General features: G+C 64.3%; 12 protein-coding genes and 1 pseudogene. 5 read left to right on the top strand and 8 right to left on the bottom strand.

Features of this window, described 5'->3' with window-relative positions; genetic code table 11:
* The first annotated feature begins 84 nt into the window (after positions 1–84).
* Entirely contained in the window at positions 85–2,877 is a 2,793-nt protein-coding gene (locus ACUXVA_RS03035) for a di-heme-cytochrome C peroxidase (RefSeq protein ID WP_445490769.1), read from the top strand.
* Positions 2,878–2,987: 110 nt separating this feature from the next.
* Positions 2,988–3,734, top strand: coding sequence for a DUF2786 domain-containing protein (locus ACUXVA_RS03030; RefSeq protein ID WP_265081641.1), 747 nt, complete (start codon positions 2,988–2,990; stop codon positions 3,732–3,734).
* Between the two features lie 19 nt (positions 3,735–3,753).
* Here the strand turns inward: ACUXVA_RS03030 and ACUXVA_RS03025 are convergent, their stop codons facing one another.
* Positions 3,754–3,954: a hypothetical protein gene (locus tag ACUXVA_RS03025; protein ID WP_265081642.1), complete on the bottom strand. Its 201-nt coding sequence runs from the start codon at positions 3,952–3,954 to the stop codon at positions 3,754–3,756.
* A gap of 233 nt (positions 3,955–4,187) precedes the next feature.
* Here ACUXVA_RS03025 and ACUXVA_RS03020 point away from each other — a divergent pair, with 233 nt between their 5' ends.
* Positions 4,188–5,087 carry a DMT family transporter gene (locus tag ACUXVA_RS03020; protein ID WP_265083541.1) on the top strand — a complete coding sequence of 300 codons (900 nt, stop codon included), beginning with the start codon at positions 4,188–4,190 and terminating at the stop codon, positions 5,085–5,087.
* A gap of 28 nt (positions 5,088–5,115) precedes the next feature.
* On the opposite strand, the gene ACUXVA_RS03015 is transcribed toward ACUXVA_RS03020, so the two are convergent.
* The gene (locus ACUXVA_RS03015; protein ID WP_445490767.1) at positions 5,116–5,418 is read right to left on the bottom strand and encodes an LmrA/YxaF family transcription factor; all 303 of its coding nucleotides are present in this window, start codon (positions 5,416–5,418) and stop codon (positions 5,116–5,118) included.
* A gap of 5 nt (positions 5,419–5,423) precedes the next feature.
* Between ACUXVA_RS03015 and ACUXVA_RS03010 the strand changes: the two are divergent.
* Positions 5,424–5,615 (top strand): annotated as a pseudogene (locus ACUXVA_RS03010) (class I SAM-dependent methyltransferase); the annotation flags it as partial.
* A gap of 98 nt (positions 5,616–5,713) precedes the next feature.
* On the opposite strand, the gene ACUXVA_RS03005 reads toward ACUXVA_RS03010, so the two are convergent.
* The gene (locus tag ACUXVA_RS03005; RefSeq protein WP_265081643.1) at positions 5,714–7,780 is read right to left on the bottom strand and encodes a HAMP domain-containing methyl-accepting chemotaxis protein; all 2,067 of its coding nucleotides are present in this window, start codon (positions 7,778–7,780) and stop codon (positions 5,714–5,716) included.
* Between the two features lie 53 nt (positions 7,781–7,833).
* Positions 7,834–8,541 (bottom strand): carbonic anhydrase, encoded by a 708-nt coding sequence (locus tag ACUXVA_RS03000; RefSeq protein WP_445490764.1) that lies wholly within the window; start codon positions 8,539–8,541, stop codon positions 7,834–7,836.
* Positions 8,542–9,058: 517 nt separating this feature from the next.
* On the opposite strand from ACUXVA_RS03000, the gene ACUXVA_RS02995 reads away from it, so the two are divergent.
* A complete protein-coding gene (locus tag ACUXVA_RS02995; RefSeq protein WP_265081645.1) occupies positions 9,059–10,054 on the top strand; it encodes an AraC family transcriptional regulator in 996 nt (331 codons plus the stop codon).
* A 42-nt stretch (positions 10,055–10,096) separates the two neighbouring features.
* Here ACUXVA_RS02995 and ACUXVA_RS02990 read toward each other — a convergent pair whose 3' ends face one another.
* The 4 genes from ACUXVA_RS02990 to grxC all read right to left on the bottom strand — a co-directional run bounded on the left by ACUXVA_RS02990 (position 10,097) and on the right by grxC (position 12,294).
* Positions 10,097–10,537 (bottom strand): EamA family transporter, encoded by a 441-nt coding sequence (locus ACUXVA_RS02990; protein ID WP_265081646.1) that lies wholly within the window; start codon positions 10,535–10,537, stop codon positions 10,097–10,099.
* Between the two features lie 139 nt (positions 10,538–10,676).
* Positions 10,677–11,147, bottom strand: coding sequence for a DUF1178 family protein (locus tag ACUXVA_RS02985; RefSeq protein WP_265081647.1), 471 nt, complete (start codon positions 11,145–11,147; stop codon positions 10,677–10,679).
* Entirely contained in the window at positions 11,144–12,022 is an 879-nt protein-coding gene (locus tag ACUXVA_RS02980) for a carbon-nitrogen hydrolase family protein (RefSeq protein ID WP_265081648.1), read from the bottom strand. The genes ACUXVA_RS02985 and ACUXVA_RS02980 overlap by 4 nt, the downstream gene beginning before the upstream one ends.
* Positions 12,019–12,294 carry a glutaredoxin 3 gene (gene grxC / locus ACUXVA_RS02975; protein WP_265081649.1) on the bottom strand — a complete coding sequence of 92 codons (276 nt, stop codon included), beginning with the start codon at positions 12,292–12,294 and terminating at the stop codon, positions 12,019–12,021. Before grxC ends, ACUXVA_RS02980 begins: the two co-directional genes overlap by 4 nt.
* Positions 12,295–12,297 lie beyond the last annotated feature (3 nt).

Raw genomic sequence — 12,297 nt, 5'->3', positions numbered from 1 at the left:
GGACGGCTTGTCCGGATCGGCCTGTTGCGGGGCGCGCTCGCCGTTTGGGATGCGGCTGGTTCGACGTTTTGAAGGATGGGGTCCATGCACGACGACCGTATCGGTATAGCTTCCGCCGAAGTGTCCGCCCCGGGACCTGCGGTTTCGCCCGACAATCCTTGTCCATTTCTGCGGGCGGTGGTGACGGCCGGCGTCGTCGATGGCCATGTGGCGCCGCTGTCGCGCTTGTGCAGCACGGTCGAGGCCGCGACCGGCGCAACCGGGCTGAAAAAATGGCTGGCAGGTGTGAAGACCTACCCCATCGCCCTGATCGCCAACGGACTCGGCCCGCTCAGCCTGTTGCGCAGCATGTGGTCTGGCGCCCGGCTGGACGAACTGCGCGACGGTCCGCTGGACAAACACGGCAGCGGTTCGCGCATTCTCGATGCCAACGCCCATGTCAGCGAGGCTGAACTCGCGCGTCTCGCCGAGTTTGGCCGGGACCGTCCGGACCCCGCGGGCGGATCCGAGCGCGGCCTGACCGCTGAGGAAATCACCGCCTATATGGACGCCAACTTCGACCGCGCCAAAGGCTCGCGGCGTCCGATCGACCGGTTGCTCATGAAGGGCGAATGGCCGGTGCTGCTCGACATCATGGGCAAGGGGGAGGGCGCAGGGCGCTATCTCAGCGTGGCGGAAGTCAGGACGTTGTTCGTCGACACGCGGCTGCCCGCCCGCATCGCGGCGCGGCTGTCCGCGCTGCCCGCCAAACAAGGGGCTGGTGTGGTCCGCAAGCTGGTCACGGCTGCGCTCGGGCTGGTCGTGCTTGTCGGCGCCCTGATCGTCGCCGTCGCAGCATTTCCCGACCAAGTGCGGGCGATCCTGCCGGCCAAGCTTGCGCAACTTCTGCCGCCGCCATTGCCGGATCGCGTTTCGATCAAGGCGGCGTATTGGCTCGACCAGAACTGGACCACCGACGACCGGCACTGGTTTCACCATGCCAGCCAGGGCACCGCGACATTTCCTGTGCCGTATAACTGGTTCATCGCGCTGGAGCAGCCGGTGCTTCATCTGCTCGGCCGGCCCGGCCTGGTCGCCGACAGCGGCTATCTCGAACGCTTCGGCTTCATGCCGAGTCCGAAATCGGTCCGCGTCGACGAAGCGACCCTGCGCCGCTTTGGCTATCCCGCCTCGTCCGATGCCAAACCGGCACCTGAAACCGTCGCCGGCCTGAAGCCGTTGCCGGCCGACAACCTCGACGGTCTGCCGGTCGGATTCGCGCGGATGGTCGGCGGCACCAATCCGACCACCGGCTTTCGCGATCCCGACCGGATCGGGCTGACCTGCGCCGCCTGTCACGCCGGATCGATCCGCTACAATGGCGTCAGCGTGCGGTTCGACGGCGGCCCGGCCATGGTCGACCTGCGCAAGCTCGAGCTCGTGACTGGCCTGTCGATCGCCTACACGCTGCACGTCCCCGGTCGCTTCAAGCGTTTCGCCGATCGGGTTCTCGGTCCCGACGCCGGCAAGGAGGAGCGCGACAAGCTGGAGAAGAATCTGACGTCGATCGGCGACGATCTGATCGGACTGGTCAAGCTCACAGAGAAGACGCTCGAGGAGAAGCACCAGGAGAACACCGAGGAAGGCAACGGGCGGCTCGACGCGCTCAACCGCATCGGCAACCAGGTGTTCTTCACCAACCTGATCCAGAACGGTCTGCAGGGCTACGAGCAGAACATCCACGCCAACGATGCGCCGGTGAGTTTCCCGCCGGTCTGGACCGTGCCCTGGCTGCTGTGGGCGCAATATGACGGCTCGATCGAACAGCCGCTGATCCGCAACGCCGGCGAGGCCATGGGTGTCACCGCGCTGGTCAACTTTTCGCCGAACGCGCCGCTGAGCGACCTGTTTCGATCCTCGGTGGCGATCGAGAACCTGGTGCGCATCGAGGAGATGCTGCGCGGCTCCGATCCGTTCGCGCAAACGCCGAAGGGTTTTAACGGGCTGGCGCCGCCGAAATGGCCGGCGCATCTGTTCCCCGACGATCCCGCGTGGAAGATCGATCAGGCCAAGCTGGGCAAGGGCCGCGCGCTCTATGCGGCGATCTGCGCCGAGTGCCATCTCGGACCGGTCAACGATCCCGCCTTCGATACGCAATTCCCCGACAAGAGCGTCTGGTCGTCTGACCGCTGGCTGACCGTCGGCGCTGCGCCCAAGCCGGTCAGCAAGGTGCTGAAGCCGGTGATCAAGCCCGAGATGGGGACTGATACCGCCCAGGCCGATGTGCTGCTGACCCGCCAGGTCAAGGTGCCGGGCTTCCTCGACATGCAGCCGGCGCGCGACATCGGCGCACGTTGGGAATGCGCCGGCGTGACCTCGACCTCCACCACCGACATGTCCTTCGCGATCGGCCTGATGATCGCTGTGAACAAGCTCAGCGACAAATGGATCGAGGATAGGGGGATCAAGGATCCGCAACTCTCCGAACTATGGGGTCCGCTCAAGAACTGCCCCAATCCGGTGTCGACCCCGCATTATCGCGCACGCCCGCTGAATGGCGTCTGGGCCACCGCGCCCTACCTCCATAACGGCTCGGTGCCCTCGCTGTACTGGCTGCTCAAGCCGGCGGCGGAGCGGCCGACGGCGTTCTGCATCGGCGAGCGCGACTTCGATCCGCAGCAGGTCGGTTTTCGCGTCGCGGCCGGCGCGACGGCGAGCTGCAAGAAGGGTGAAACCCGCTTTGCAACGACGAAATCCGACGGATCGGCGATTCGTGGCAACAGCGTGCTCGGCCACTCCCTGGAGGGCACGCCGGGTCCGGGCAAGCCAGGCGTCATCGGCCGCACCCTGACCGACGACGAGCGCTACGAGCTGATCGAGTATCTCAAGACGCTTTAGGAGGGGCGCATCCGCGCGCCTCCGGCACTCTGGAGTTCGCGGGATGGCGATGCTACGGACTTCGACCCGCCGCACCATCGTTGAGGCGGGCTTGCCGGGGTGCCGTCTCAGTGGATCAGCCGACCAATCTTGCCGCGCTCGACAAGCTCAAGACGCGCATCCAGGCGCTGCGCGCCAAGACCATCGACAATGGCTGCACCGAGGACGAGGCGCTGTCCGCCGCAGCCAAGGTCGCCGAACTGCTGGACCGCTATGACCTGTCATTGTCGGATGTGGAAATCCGCGCCGCCACCTGCGAGCGGCGCAGCTTCGAGACCAACCGCAAGAAACGCATTCCGCTCGACGACTGTATCGGGTCCATCGCCAATTTCTGCGATTGCCGGGTCTGGCGCGAGAAGAGCCCGGCCGGCGAGAGCAGCTATGTCTATTTCGGCCTGCGTTCGGATATTGAGGTGGCCCATTACCTGACCGAACTGATCGACGCCGCCGTTCGCGCCGAGCTTGGCCGCTTCAAGACCTCGGCTGCCTATGCCGACTTCCGGCACAATGAAAGGCATCTCGCCAATGCCTCGTTCTCACTCGGGATGGTCGCCTCGATCGCCGACAAGCTGACCGCCATGAAGGCCAGCCGCGATGCGGTGAATCAAAGCACCGGGCGGGGGCTCGTGGTGCTGAAAACCTCGGTGGTCGACGCCGAATTCGAACGACTCGACCTGAAACTGAAAACGCAGCGCAGCTCAAGCCGCATGGTTTCGATGACCGCCTATGAGGCTGGCGGTGTCGCCGGCGCCTCGCTGGCCATCAGTCCCGGGATCAAGGATGCGCCGGGCTCCCGGGTTGGCCGGAAAGGCCATTGAGCCCGAAGCGCGTTCGGAATCAGCGGGTCGCGACGACGTCCGAGCTGGTGAACACGACCGGCTTGCCGGCCTTCATGACCCGGGCGGTCTGGGTGCGGCCATCGGCGGCGCCGTCGTGGGCGGCAAAGCCGAAGGCGGCGAGGATGCCCCCGGCCACCAGGGCCAGGATCACGATCTTCAGGTGGGTGCTACGGTCCGCGCTGTGAATTGAGTGATTCATGGAGGCCTCCTGCCGCCTTCCCGGTTTTCCCGTTGTTCGATGAGTATCCGCAACTGGTTTCCGCCCGATGGCGTCAGCTTCCGGAAGTGTTTCGTCGCGCGGTGAATTTGCTTCGTTGGTGAATGAATTGTTTCAGGCCGGCCCCGGGCGCCCGGGCGCCGCGATCCAGGTCGCATTGCCGCCATACCGTGGCGCCGCTTGACCGCCGGATTCCGGCCATGCACACCACGCGCATGTTCAGCATCGCGTCCCTGTGGATCCCGTTCACCATCATCGCCGCGCTCGGCCAGGTCGCGCGCAATGCCATGCAGCGCTCGCTGACCGGGCCGCTCGGCACCTGGGGCGCCACCAATATCCGCTTCCTGTTCGGCTTCCCGTTCTCGGTTCTGTTCTTCGCCGTCGTGCTGGTGGCCACCGGCGACGCCATTCCCTGGCCGGGCGCGGCGTTCTGGCCGTGGCTGCTGCTCGGCGCGCTCAGCCAGATCGCCGCCACCGGCCTGATGCTGGCCGCCATGAACGACCGCTCCTTCGTGGTCACCACCGCCTATCTCAAGACCGAGGCGATCCAGGCTGCGATCTTCGGCTTTGTGTTTCTCGGCGATCATCTGACCATGCTGAAGGTGATCGCCATCCTGATCGCCTCCGCCGGCGTGGTGGTCACCGCACTGCGGCCGGGCGCCGCCCGCGAGCTCGGTAGCATCAAGCCGACGCTGCAAGGCCTGGTCGCCGCCGCCTTCTTCGCGCTGTCGGCGGTGGGATTTCGCGGCGCCATCATCGTGGTGCCCGGCGTGTCGTTCGTCACCGCGGCGTCCTACACATTGGTGCTGGCGCTGTTCGTGCAGACCCTGGTGCTGACGATCTACCTGCTGGCGCGTGCGCCGAAGGTGCTGAAGGACATCCTGACGCTGTGGAAGCCGTCGATGCTGGCCGGATTCATGGGAGCGGCGGCATCGCAATTCTGGTTTCTCGCCTTCGCGCTCACCGCCGCCGCCAACGTGCGCACGCTGGCGCTGGTCGAGGTGCTGTTCGCGCAGGCGGTGGCGTATTTTTCCTTCAAGCAGCCGCTGTCGTTGCGCGAACTGTCGGGCATCGTGCTGATCGTGATCGGCGTGGCGCTGCTGGTGGCGGCGTGAGCCAGGGACTCATAAGCCCGTAGCCCAATTACCGTCCGCGCCGCCGGGAACTGACCTCGGAACCGGGCCTCGCCTCGGGTGCCGCCCAGCCCTGGACACTCACGTCCGCCAGTGCCTCGAAGATGGCCGCTGTGCGTTCCAGGCGGGCGATCGTACGTGCGCCTTCGACGGCAGCGACCAATGCGGCTGCGGTAGACGATGCGCGCGCGGACGTGAAACCGCACCCCCTGAAATGCTCCGCAACGATCTCGGTTGAATCGACAAATCCGCGCGCGACCCGTTTGGTCAGATCGGCGTCGAGTGCAGGAAGCTCATTCGCCAGATTTTGCATCAGACACCCGCGACGCCCAGTCGCTGCATCGGATTGACCCCGCCTCCGTTCGCCAGGAGGTGGAGGCGGCCGGGTTCCGCCTGGACGCGCAAAGCGCCGTGCTCGCAAGAAAGGACGATCCGCATGCGATCAAGGTGTTCGACCCTTCGATCAAGGGCGAGACCGATCGCTTCGCCTATCGGTTTATAAAGCCCTGACAGGTCAGGGCGCCGACAGGCGGTCCGACAGGTCGGCGTTAAAGCCGGCCTATCGATCCGCCCTGACGCCGGAGACGCCCGACCGAGTTGCGGTGTCGTCAGGCTGCACGAACCGTATCGAGGAACCGCGATACTTCCAGCTTCAGGCGGTTGCTGTCGGTCGCGAGCAATTGCGCCGCGGCGAGTACCTGTGACGAAGCGGAGCCGGTCTCGCCGGCACCGCGCTGCACGTCGCCGATGTTCGCCGAGACCTCCATCGTGCCCTGTGCGGCCTGCTGCACATTGCGGGAGATCTCCTGTGTCGCAGCACCCTGTTCTTCCACTGCGGCTGCAATGGTCGAGGCGATCTCGGACATCTGCCCGATCGTGGTGCTGATCTCCCGGATGGCACTGACCGAGTCGCCGGTCGCTGCCTGCATGCTGGAGATCTGCGCGCTGATTTCGCCGGTCGCCTTGGCGGTCTGCTCGGCCAGCGCCTTCACTTCGGAAGCCACCACCGCGAAGCCTCGGCCGGCCTCGCCGGCACGCGCCGCCTCGATGGTCGCGTTCAAAGCCAGCAAGTTGGTCTGGCCGGCGATGTTGTTGATCAGTTCGACGACGTCGCCGATCCGGTTGGCTGCACTGGCCAGCAGGCTGATACGGTCGTTGGTCCTCTCCGCCTGCGACACCGCCTCGCCGGCGATCCGGGCCGATTGCTGCACCTGCCGGCTGATCTCGTTGACGGACGATGCCATTTCCTCGGTGGCAGAGGCCACGGACTGGACATTGGTCGAGGCCTCTTCGGACGCCGCAGCCACGATCGTGCTGAGTTCCTGCGAGCGCTCGGCGGTTGCCGTCAATGTCGTTGCCGACGCCTCCAGTTCGGTGGATGCCGACGATACGGTTTCGATGATGCTGCCGACCGCGCCTTCGAAGGTATCGGCGAGCTGGATCATCTCCCGCTTGCGTTGTGCCGCGGCGATCTGGTCCTGCTCGATCTTGGCCTCGGCTTCCTCGCGCGCCTTCTGCTCGGCCTTGACCTTGAAGGTCTCGACCGCCTGCGCCATGTCGCCGACCTCGTCGCCGCGGCCGAGGCCGGGCAGCACCACCTGGAAATTGCCGTCGGCGAGCTCGCGCATGCCGGCGCAGAGGCCGATCACCGGCCTGGAGATCGCACGCCCGATCAGCCACGCCAGCGCGATCCCGAGCACCATGCTGCCGACGGCCAGCGTCATGATCAGGCTCTCGGCCGACCCGATGGTCTCCGTCGTCTCGTGCTCGATCTGCTTCTCCTCGGCGAGGCCGCTGGCCTTCACGGCCTCGGCATCGTCGCCGATGCCCTGGGCAAGTTTTACCATCTCGCCATTGGCGAGCGTTTCGATCTCGTGGGCATCGTGTGCGGCCTTGTGGTACGCGTCGGTGTACTTCACCACATTGGCGTTGACGTCCGTGAAGACCTTGCGGATGTCATCGCTGCTGATGCCTGCGCCGAAGGCGGTCATGGCAACCTTCAGGCTGGCAAGCGCCTTCTCGGCCTGTTCGGCGGATGCCTGATCGTGCCGCGAGATCACCTTTTCCACATTCAGTCGGGCCGTCATCAACTGCTTCAAGGCCTCGCCGGCCACCACCATACTGTTGGCGCTACCGGCCTTGCTGACCGCCATGGACTGCAAATCCTCGATCTCGGCGCGTGCCTTGCGGCCGATCGGATCGATCACCTCGGCGACTAGTTTGTTCTGCTCGCGCTTGAGCCCGATCAGCCTGTCGAAATCCTTGCCGTAGCGCTGAAACTCATCGTTGATATGGGAAATCTTGGCCCGGCGCTCCGGATTTTTGACCTGGGCGAGGCCCTCGGCGATCCGCGCCGCGACCGTCTCCCGCTGCTTCTGCGCCGGCTCGACCAGCGCTTCTTCACCCGATGCGGAATATTCTCGGACGAAGCGCCGCAACGCGACAAATTCGCGGTCCATTTCCCGGGCAATGCCGACGATCTTGACGCGCTGGTTAAAGCCGGCGAACCCTTCGGACACCCTGTTGAAGCCGCGATAGGACGTCACCGACAGGACCGCGGTCAGCGCCAGCACCACGGCAAAGCCGATCATGATCTTGGTGTTGATCCTGCGGTTGGTGAACACCCCGAACAGGCCGGAGGGAGTGGTACTGGCAGTCTTCGAAAACTTTCTCACGGTCTAAATCCTTCGATAGCAAAATGCGCGATGACGAGCGGGCGCAGGCGTGTTCAGGATGCGTCGATCAGGAAACGGCTGTTGCGCTTCTGGACGGGGCGCGCGTTGTTCGGAAACAAGGCGGCAAACTTCCTGATCTGCTCGGCGGATGCCTCGATGGGCTCCTTGTGGACGGTCCAGGTCAGGCCTTCCGAGCAGGGCGGCGTGGTCAGCGAGCCCATGTAGCGGAAATAGCCGCCGTTCCTGGGGAGCATCGCGCCGACATCGATCGTGCCGTTGACCCTTACCTCGGGGCCTTCCTTGGCCGGCAGTGAGTCGAAGAAGGTCTTCAGCGCCGCGTTGGCCGCGCCAGGCCGGATGAACACGCCGCTGACGGCGAGCGCGCCGTTGCTGGACTTGTGGACGAAGTGGCATTCGAGGTCGAAGTTCTTTCCCGCCAGCAGGTGCTCGCTCGGGTGATGGAAGTGAAACTGCAGCAGTTCGAAGCGTGTGCCGCCAATCACGGCGGCGCAGCCGGGATCGGCATTGACCTGGATGGTGTGACCGTTGTTGATCAGGTGCAAAGGCAGCGGCTTGTAGTCATAGTCGACCGTCCCGACGTCGCCTCTGATGGCGCTGGCGAGATCGATCGGCGTCTGTTCTAGGCCGAGCTGGCAAACCTTGAAGTCCGCTTGCAGTTCGCCCCACTTTTCCGGAGAGGTTTTACCTTCATAGCTCCAGTGCGCGGGCGCGCCGCCGTGCGCTGGCGCGTCCGAGGCCATTGCCGCGCCGGCCTTGAAGCAGCAAGCGCAGGCAAGTGCTCCGCGCATTAGCGAACGACGATCGGTTATCATGGTATGTTTCCTCAGTCGGGGCTGGATAGTTGACGTCCGGCATTTATGGATCTTTGTTGGCTACGAATTGGAGGGGCGCCCGGCGATACGGTCGGGAAATTCCGTCGCATCATAATCCAAGGGCCTCCCGGTTCGTAGCGGTTGTCCTGCAAGAGCTCTAATTGTAGTAAGGCGTCACGTAATTGATCAGCCGGAAATCCTGCGATCGAATTAGGTCGAAATACACGGTTGAGACGTGCGGTGCGCGATTCGAAGGCAAGGCGAGAGTGCCGTGTTTTTGAAAAGTTCCTGTTAATCCGTGGATTGACAGTTTCGCTCGAATTCAGCCAAAAACCCGTAAGATTACGGAGTCCTGTTTCGCATTTGCGAGTGGTCGACTTACCGCGCGAATGGTATTGCTTCCCGAGGTTCGGCTTGCTTCATCGATCGCGAATGGTACGCAGTCATGTCATTTCAATTCCACGACGATCCGCTCCATCGTCATCCGTTGATTCACACGCGCGAGCCGGATGAAATGCGGCATGAAATGCTCGCTCGATTCGGAGCCAGCGGGTTTGCCGCATCGACGAAGGGGCCGGCTTTCGAGGCGCGCAGCAATGGCGTCAATCTCGATTACCTGACATTGGCGTTCTGCGCCTATCATTCGGAGGCATCGGCGGAGTTTCCAGAGGCTGATTTTGCGCGTCTGCAGATCAACCTCAAGGGGCGTGCGGCCACGACGGTCAACGGTGAAACTGTGGACGTCACCGCACGGCAGGGCTGCATCTCGTCACCGGGCCGTGTTGCCAATCTGACGTTTGGCGCCGGTTATGAGCAACTCGTGCTGCGCATCGAACGCGATGCCATGAAGAGGAAGCTCGCGGCGCTGACAGGGACGCTGCCGAAAGGCGATCTGCTTTTCCATGAAGCATTTGATACTGAATCCGTCCGCGCGAAGGCGCTCCTGCGGCTGGTGGGTTTTTGCTGCGCCGAATTCAATGCGGAAGATGGCGCGATGCCTTCGGCAGTTCTGCGCGAACTAGAGCAGGCAATCGTGGTGGCCTTCCTCGCCGCGACGCGGCACGGCTTCAATCATCTGCTGGATGGCGATAGCCGCAATGGCGCCCCCTGGCATGTCCGGTACGCCGAGGAATTCATCGAAGCCAACTGGCGCAGTGCGATCGAAATCGAGGATCTGGTGCGGCTGACCGGCGTCAGCGCGCGAACGCTGGCGCGGGCCTTCTCGGCTCATCGTGGATATTCGCCGCGCGAGTTCGTCAAGCAGGTTCGCCTTCGACAAGCGCGATCGATGCTGGATGCAGGATCGTCCTCCGTCACCGTGACGGCGGTCGCGATCGCCTGCAACTTCAGTAGCCTCGGCCACTTTGCAAGGGACTATCGCGTGGCCTTCGGGGAGCTGCCGTCCGTCACGCTGGGGCGCAGCATCCGGAAACGTGCCTAGTTCACCGGGTCGGCCGCGATGGCGGCGAGCCTGCAATGCACACTAGCGCTTGAATACGATGATGACGGCGCCTGCCGCGATCAAGGCGATGCCGAGCCAGCCATTCAAGGAGGGGCGCTCGCCCAGGAAGACGACGGCGAACAGTGCCACCAGTACGACGCTTAGCTTGTCGATAGGCGCTACCAGCGACGCCGGTCCGAGTTTGAGCGCGCGAAAATAGCACAGCCACGACGCGCCGGTGCCGAGTCCGGACAGCACCAGAAACACCCATGTCTTTGTTGAGATTGCCGCGGGCGAGGTAAACTTGCCTGTTGCGAACAGGATCAGTGCCAGGCTGAGCAGCACCACGATGGTGCGGATGAACGTGGCGAGATCCGAATCGATGTCGCTGACGCCGATCTTGGCGAAGATCGCAGTCAGCGCGGCGAACACTGCCGACAGCAGTGCCCAGGCCTGCCAGGTCGAGAAGGTCTCGGCGTTCATGATCGGCTCACTCTGCGCTTTCCAGGCCTCATCCTGAGGAGCGGCGTCTTCGCCGCGTCTCGAAGGATGGGCCGTTCAACCCTATGGTTCGAGACGGCGCAAGGGCGCCTCCTCACCGTGAGGGGCATATGCGCTCTGTCTAGTTGCGGTCTTCCGGCAGCACCGGCAGCGGCGAGACCTCGATGCCTTCGTCGATCAGCGAACGCGCCTCGTCGGGCGTCGCCTCGCCATAGATCGGGCGATGCTCGATGTCGCCGTAATGCATCTTGCGCGCTTCGGTGGGAAACTGCTCGCCGACATTGTCGGCGTTCTTGGTGACGTGGTCGCGCAATTCCTTCAACTTGGCGCGCAGCTCGCGTTCCTGCGCCATCATCAGCGGAGTCGCGGGCACGGTGCTGACCTCGGTGGTCGCCTCGGGCTGAGGTGCCGGCGCGCCGTCCTTCTTCTTGCGGGCGATTTGCGGGGCCATGATGGCCTTCTCGACCTTGATCGAGCCGCAGGACGGACAGCTCACAAGCTTGCGCCTGATCTGCGAATCGTAGGCCGACGAACTCTGGAACCAGCTCTCGAACGCGTGGCCGCGGTCGCAGCGCAGGTTGTAGCGGATCATGTCGCTTCCCGGACGAGGTGAAGATAGTCCGGGCCGGCCTTGGGGTCGGTGACGCCGAAACGGCGGCCGTGCTGCAGCGACGGAATCGAAGCCCGCGCTTCGGTCACTCTGGCCGGATCGATCCGCGCCATGATGATGCCGGGCTCGGCGCCGGTGGCTTCGGCCAGCACCTTGCCCCAGGGATCGATGATCAGCGAATGGCCGTAGGTGGCGCGCTTGTTCTCGTGCACGCCGCCTTGGGCGGCGGCAAACACGAAGCAGCCGTTCTCGATGGCGCGGGCGCGCAGCAAGATGTGCCAGTGCGCCTCGCCGGTTTTCTGGGTAAAGGCGGAGGGCACGGTCAGGAACGCCGCGCCGCTCTCGGCCAGCGCGCGGTACAGCGCCGGGAAGCGTACGTCGTAGCAGATAGTGAGGCCGACGCGGCCCCACGGCAGGTCGGAGATGACGGCGCTCTCGCCGGGCTGGTAATTGGCGGATTCGCGGTAGCTCTCGCCGTTCGGCAGGTCGATGTCGAACATGTGGATCTTGTCGTAGCTCGCCAGCAGTTGGCCGTCCGGTCCGATCAGGAACGAACGGTTGGCGGCGCGGTCCGGCGTCGCCAGCACGGCCAGCGACCCCACATGCAGGTGGATTTTCAGTTCGGCCGCCAGCGCGCGATAGGCCTTCAGCGAGGCGTCGTTCTCCTCGGTCGCCAGATGCTTGAACAGCTCGGTGCGGTTGAGCTGCATCATGTTGCTGACCTCGGGAGTCTGCACGTAGTCGGCGCCGGCCGCGGCGGCCTCGCGGATCAGCGCGGTACCCTGCACAAGGCTATGCTCGGGCAGCAGGCCGGTGCGCATCTGCACCATGGCGGCATTGAAGGCGAGATCGGTCATGAACTGGCCTTTTCGCCCGCCAGCATGGCGTCAAGCTGGCCCTCGCGGTCCAGGGCGTAGAGATCGTCGCAGCCGCCGATGTTGCGGCCGTCGATGAAGATCTGCGGGAAGGTCGAGCCCTCGCCGGCGCGATCGAACATCTGCTGGCGCTTATCGGGATCGGTCGCCACGTCGTAATGGGTGAACGCCACTTTCTTGCGGTTCAGCAGCGAGATCGCTGCGCTGCAGTAGCCGCAGCCCGGACGGGTGTAGATTTCGACGGCAGCGGTCATGGC

Source organism: Rhodopseudomonas sp. RCAM05734, assembly GCF_052658035.1.
This window is presented reverse-complemented; position numbering and strand designations above follow the sequence as displayed.

Coding starts and splice junctions, on each gene's coding strand:
- ACUXVA_RS03035 (WP_445490769.1), top strand. CDS start 85: ATGCACGACGACCGTATCGGTATAGCTTCCGCCGAAGTGTCCGCCCCG.
- ACUXVA_RS03025 (WP_265081642.1), bottom strand. CDS start 3,954: ATGAATCACTCAATTCACAGCGCGGACCGTAGCACCCACCTGAAGATC.
- ACUXVA_RS03020 (WP_265083541.1), top strand. CDS start 4,188: ATGTTCAGCATCGCGTCCCTGTGGATCCCGTTCACCATCATCGCCGCG.
- ACUXVA_RS03015 (WP_445490767.1), bottom strand. CDS start 5,418: ATGCAAAATCTGGCGAATGAGCTTCCTGCACTCGACGCCGATCTGACC.
- ACUXVA_RS03000 (WP_445490764.1), bottom strand. CDS start 8,541: ATGGCCTCGGACGCGCCAGCGCACGGCGGCGCGCCCGCGCACTGGAGC.
- ACUXVA_RS02995 (WP_265081645.1), top strand. CDS start 9,059: ATGTCATTTCAATTCCACGACGATCCGCTCCATCGTCATCCGTTGATT.
- ACUXVA_RS02990 (WP_265081646.1), bottom strand. CDS start 10,537: ATGAACGCCGAGACCTTCTCGACCTGGCAGGCCTGGGCACTGCTGTCG.
- ACUXVA_RS02985 (WP_265081647.1), bottom strand. CDS start 11,147: ATGATCCGCTACAACCTGCGCTGCGACCGCGGCCACGCGTTCGAGAGC.
- ACUXVA_RS02980 (WP_265081648.1), bottom strand. CDS start 12,022: ATGACCGATCTCGCCTTCAATGCCGCCATGGTGCAGATGCGCACCGGC.
- grxC (WP_265081649.1), bottom strand. CDS start 12,294: ATGACCGCTGCCGTCGAAATCTACACCCGTCCGGGCTGCGGCTACTGC.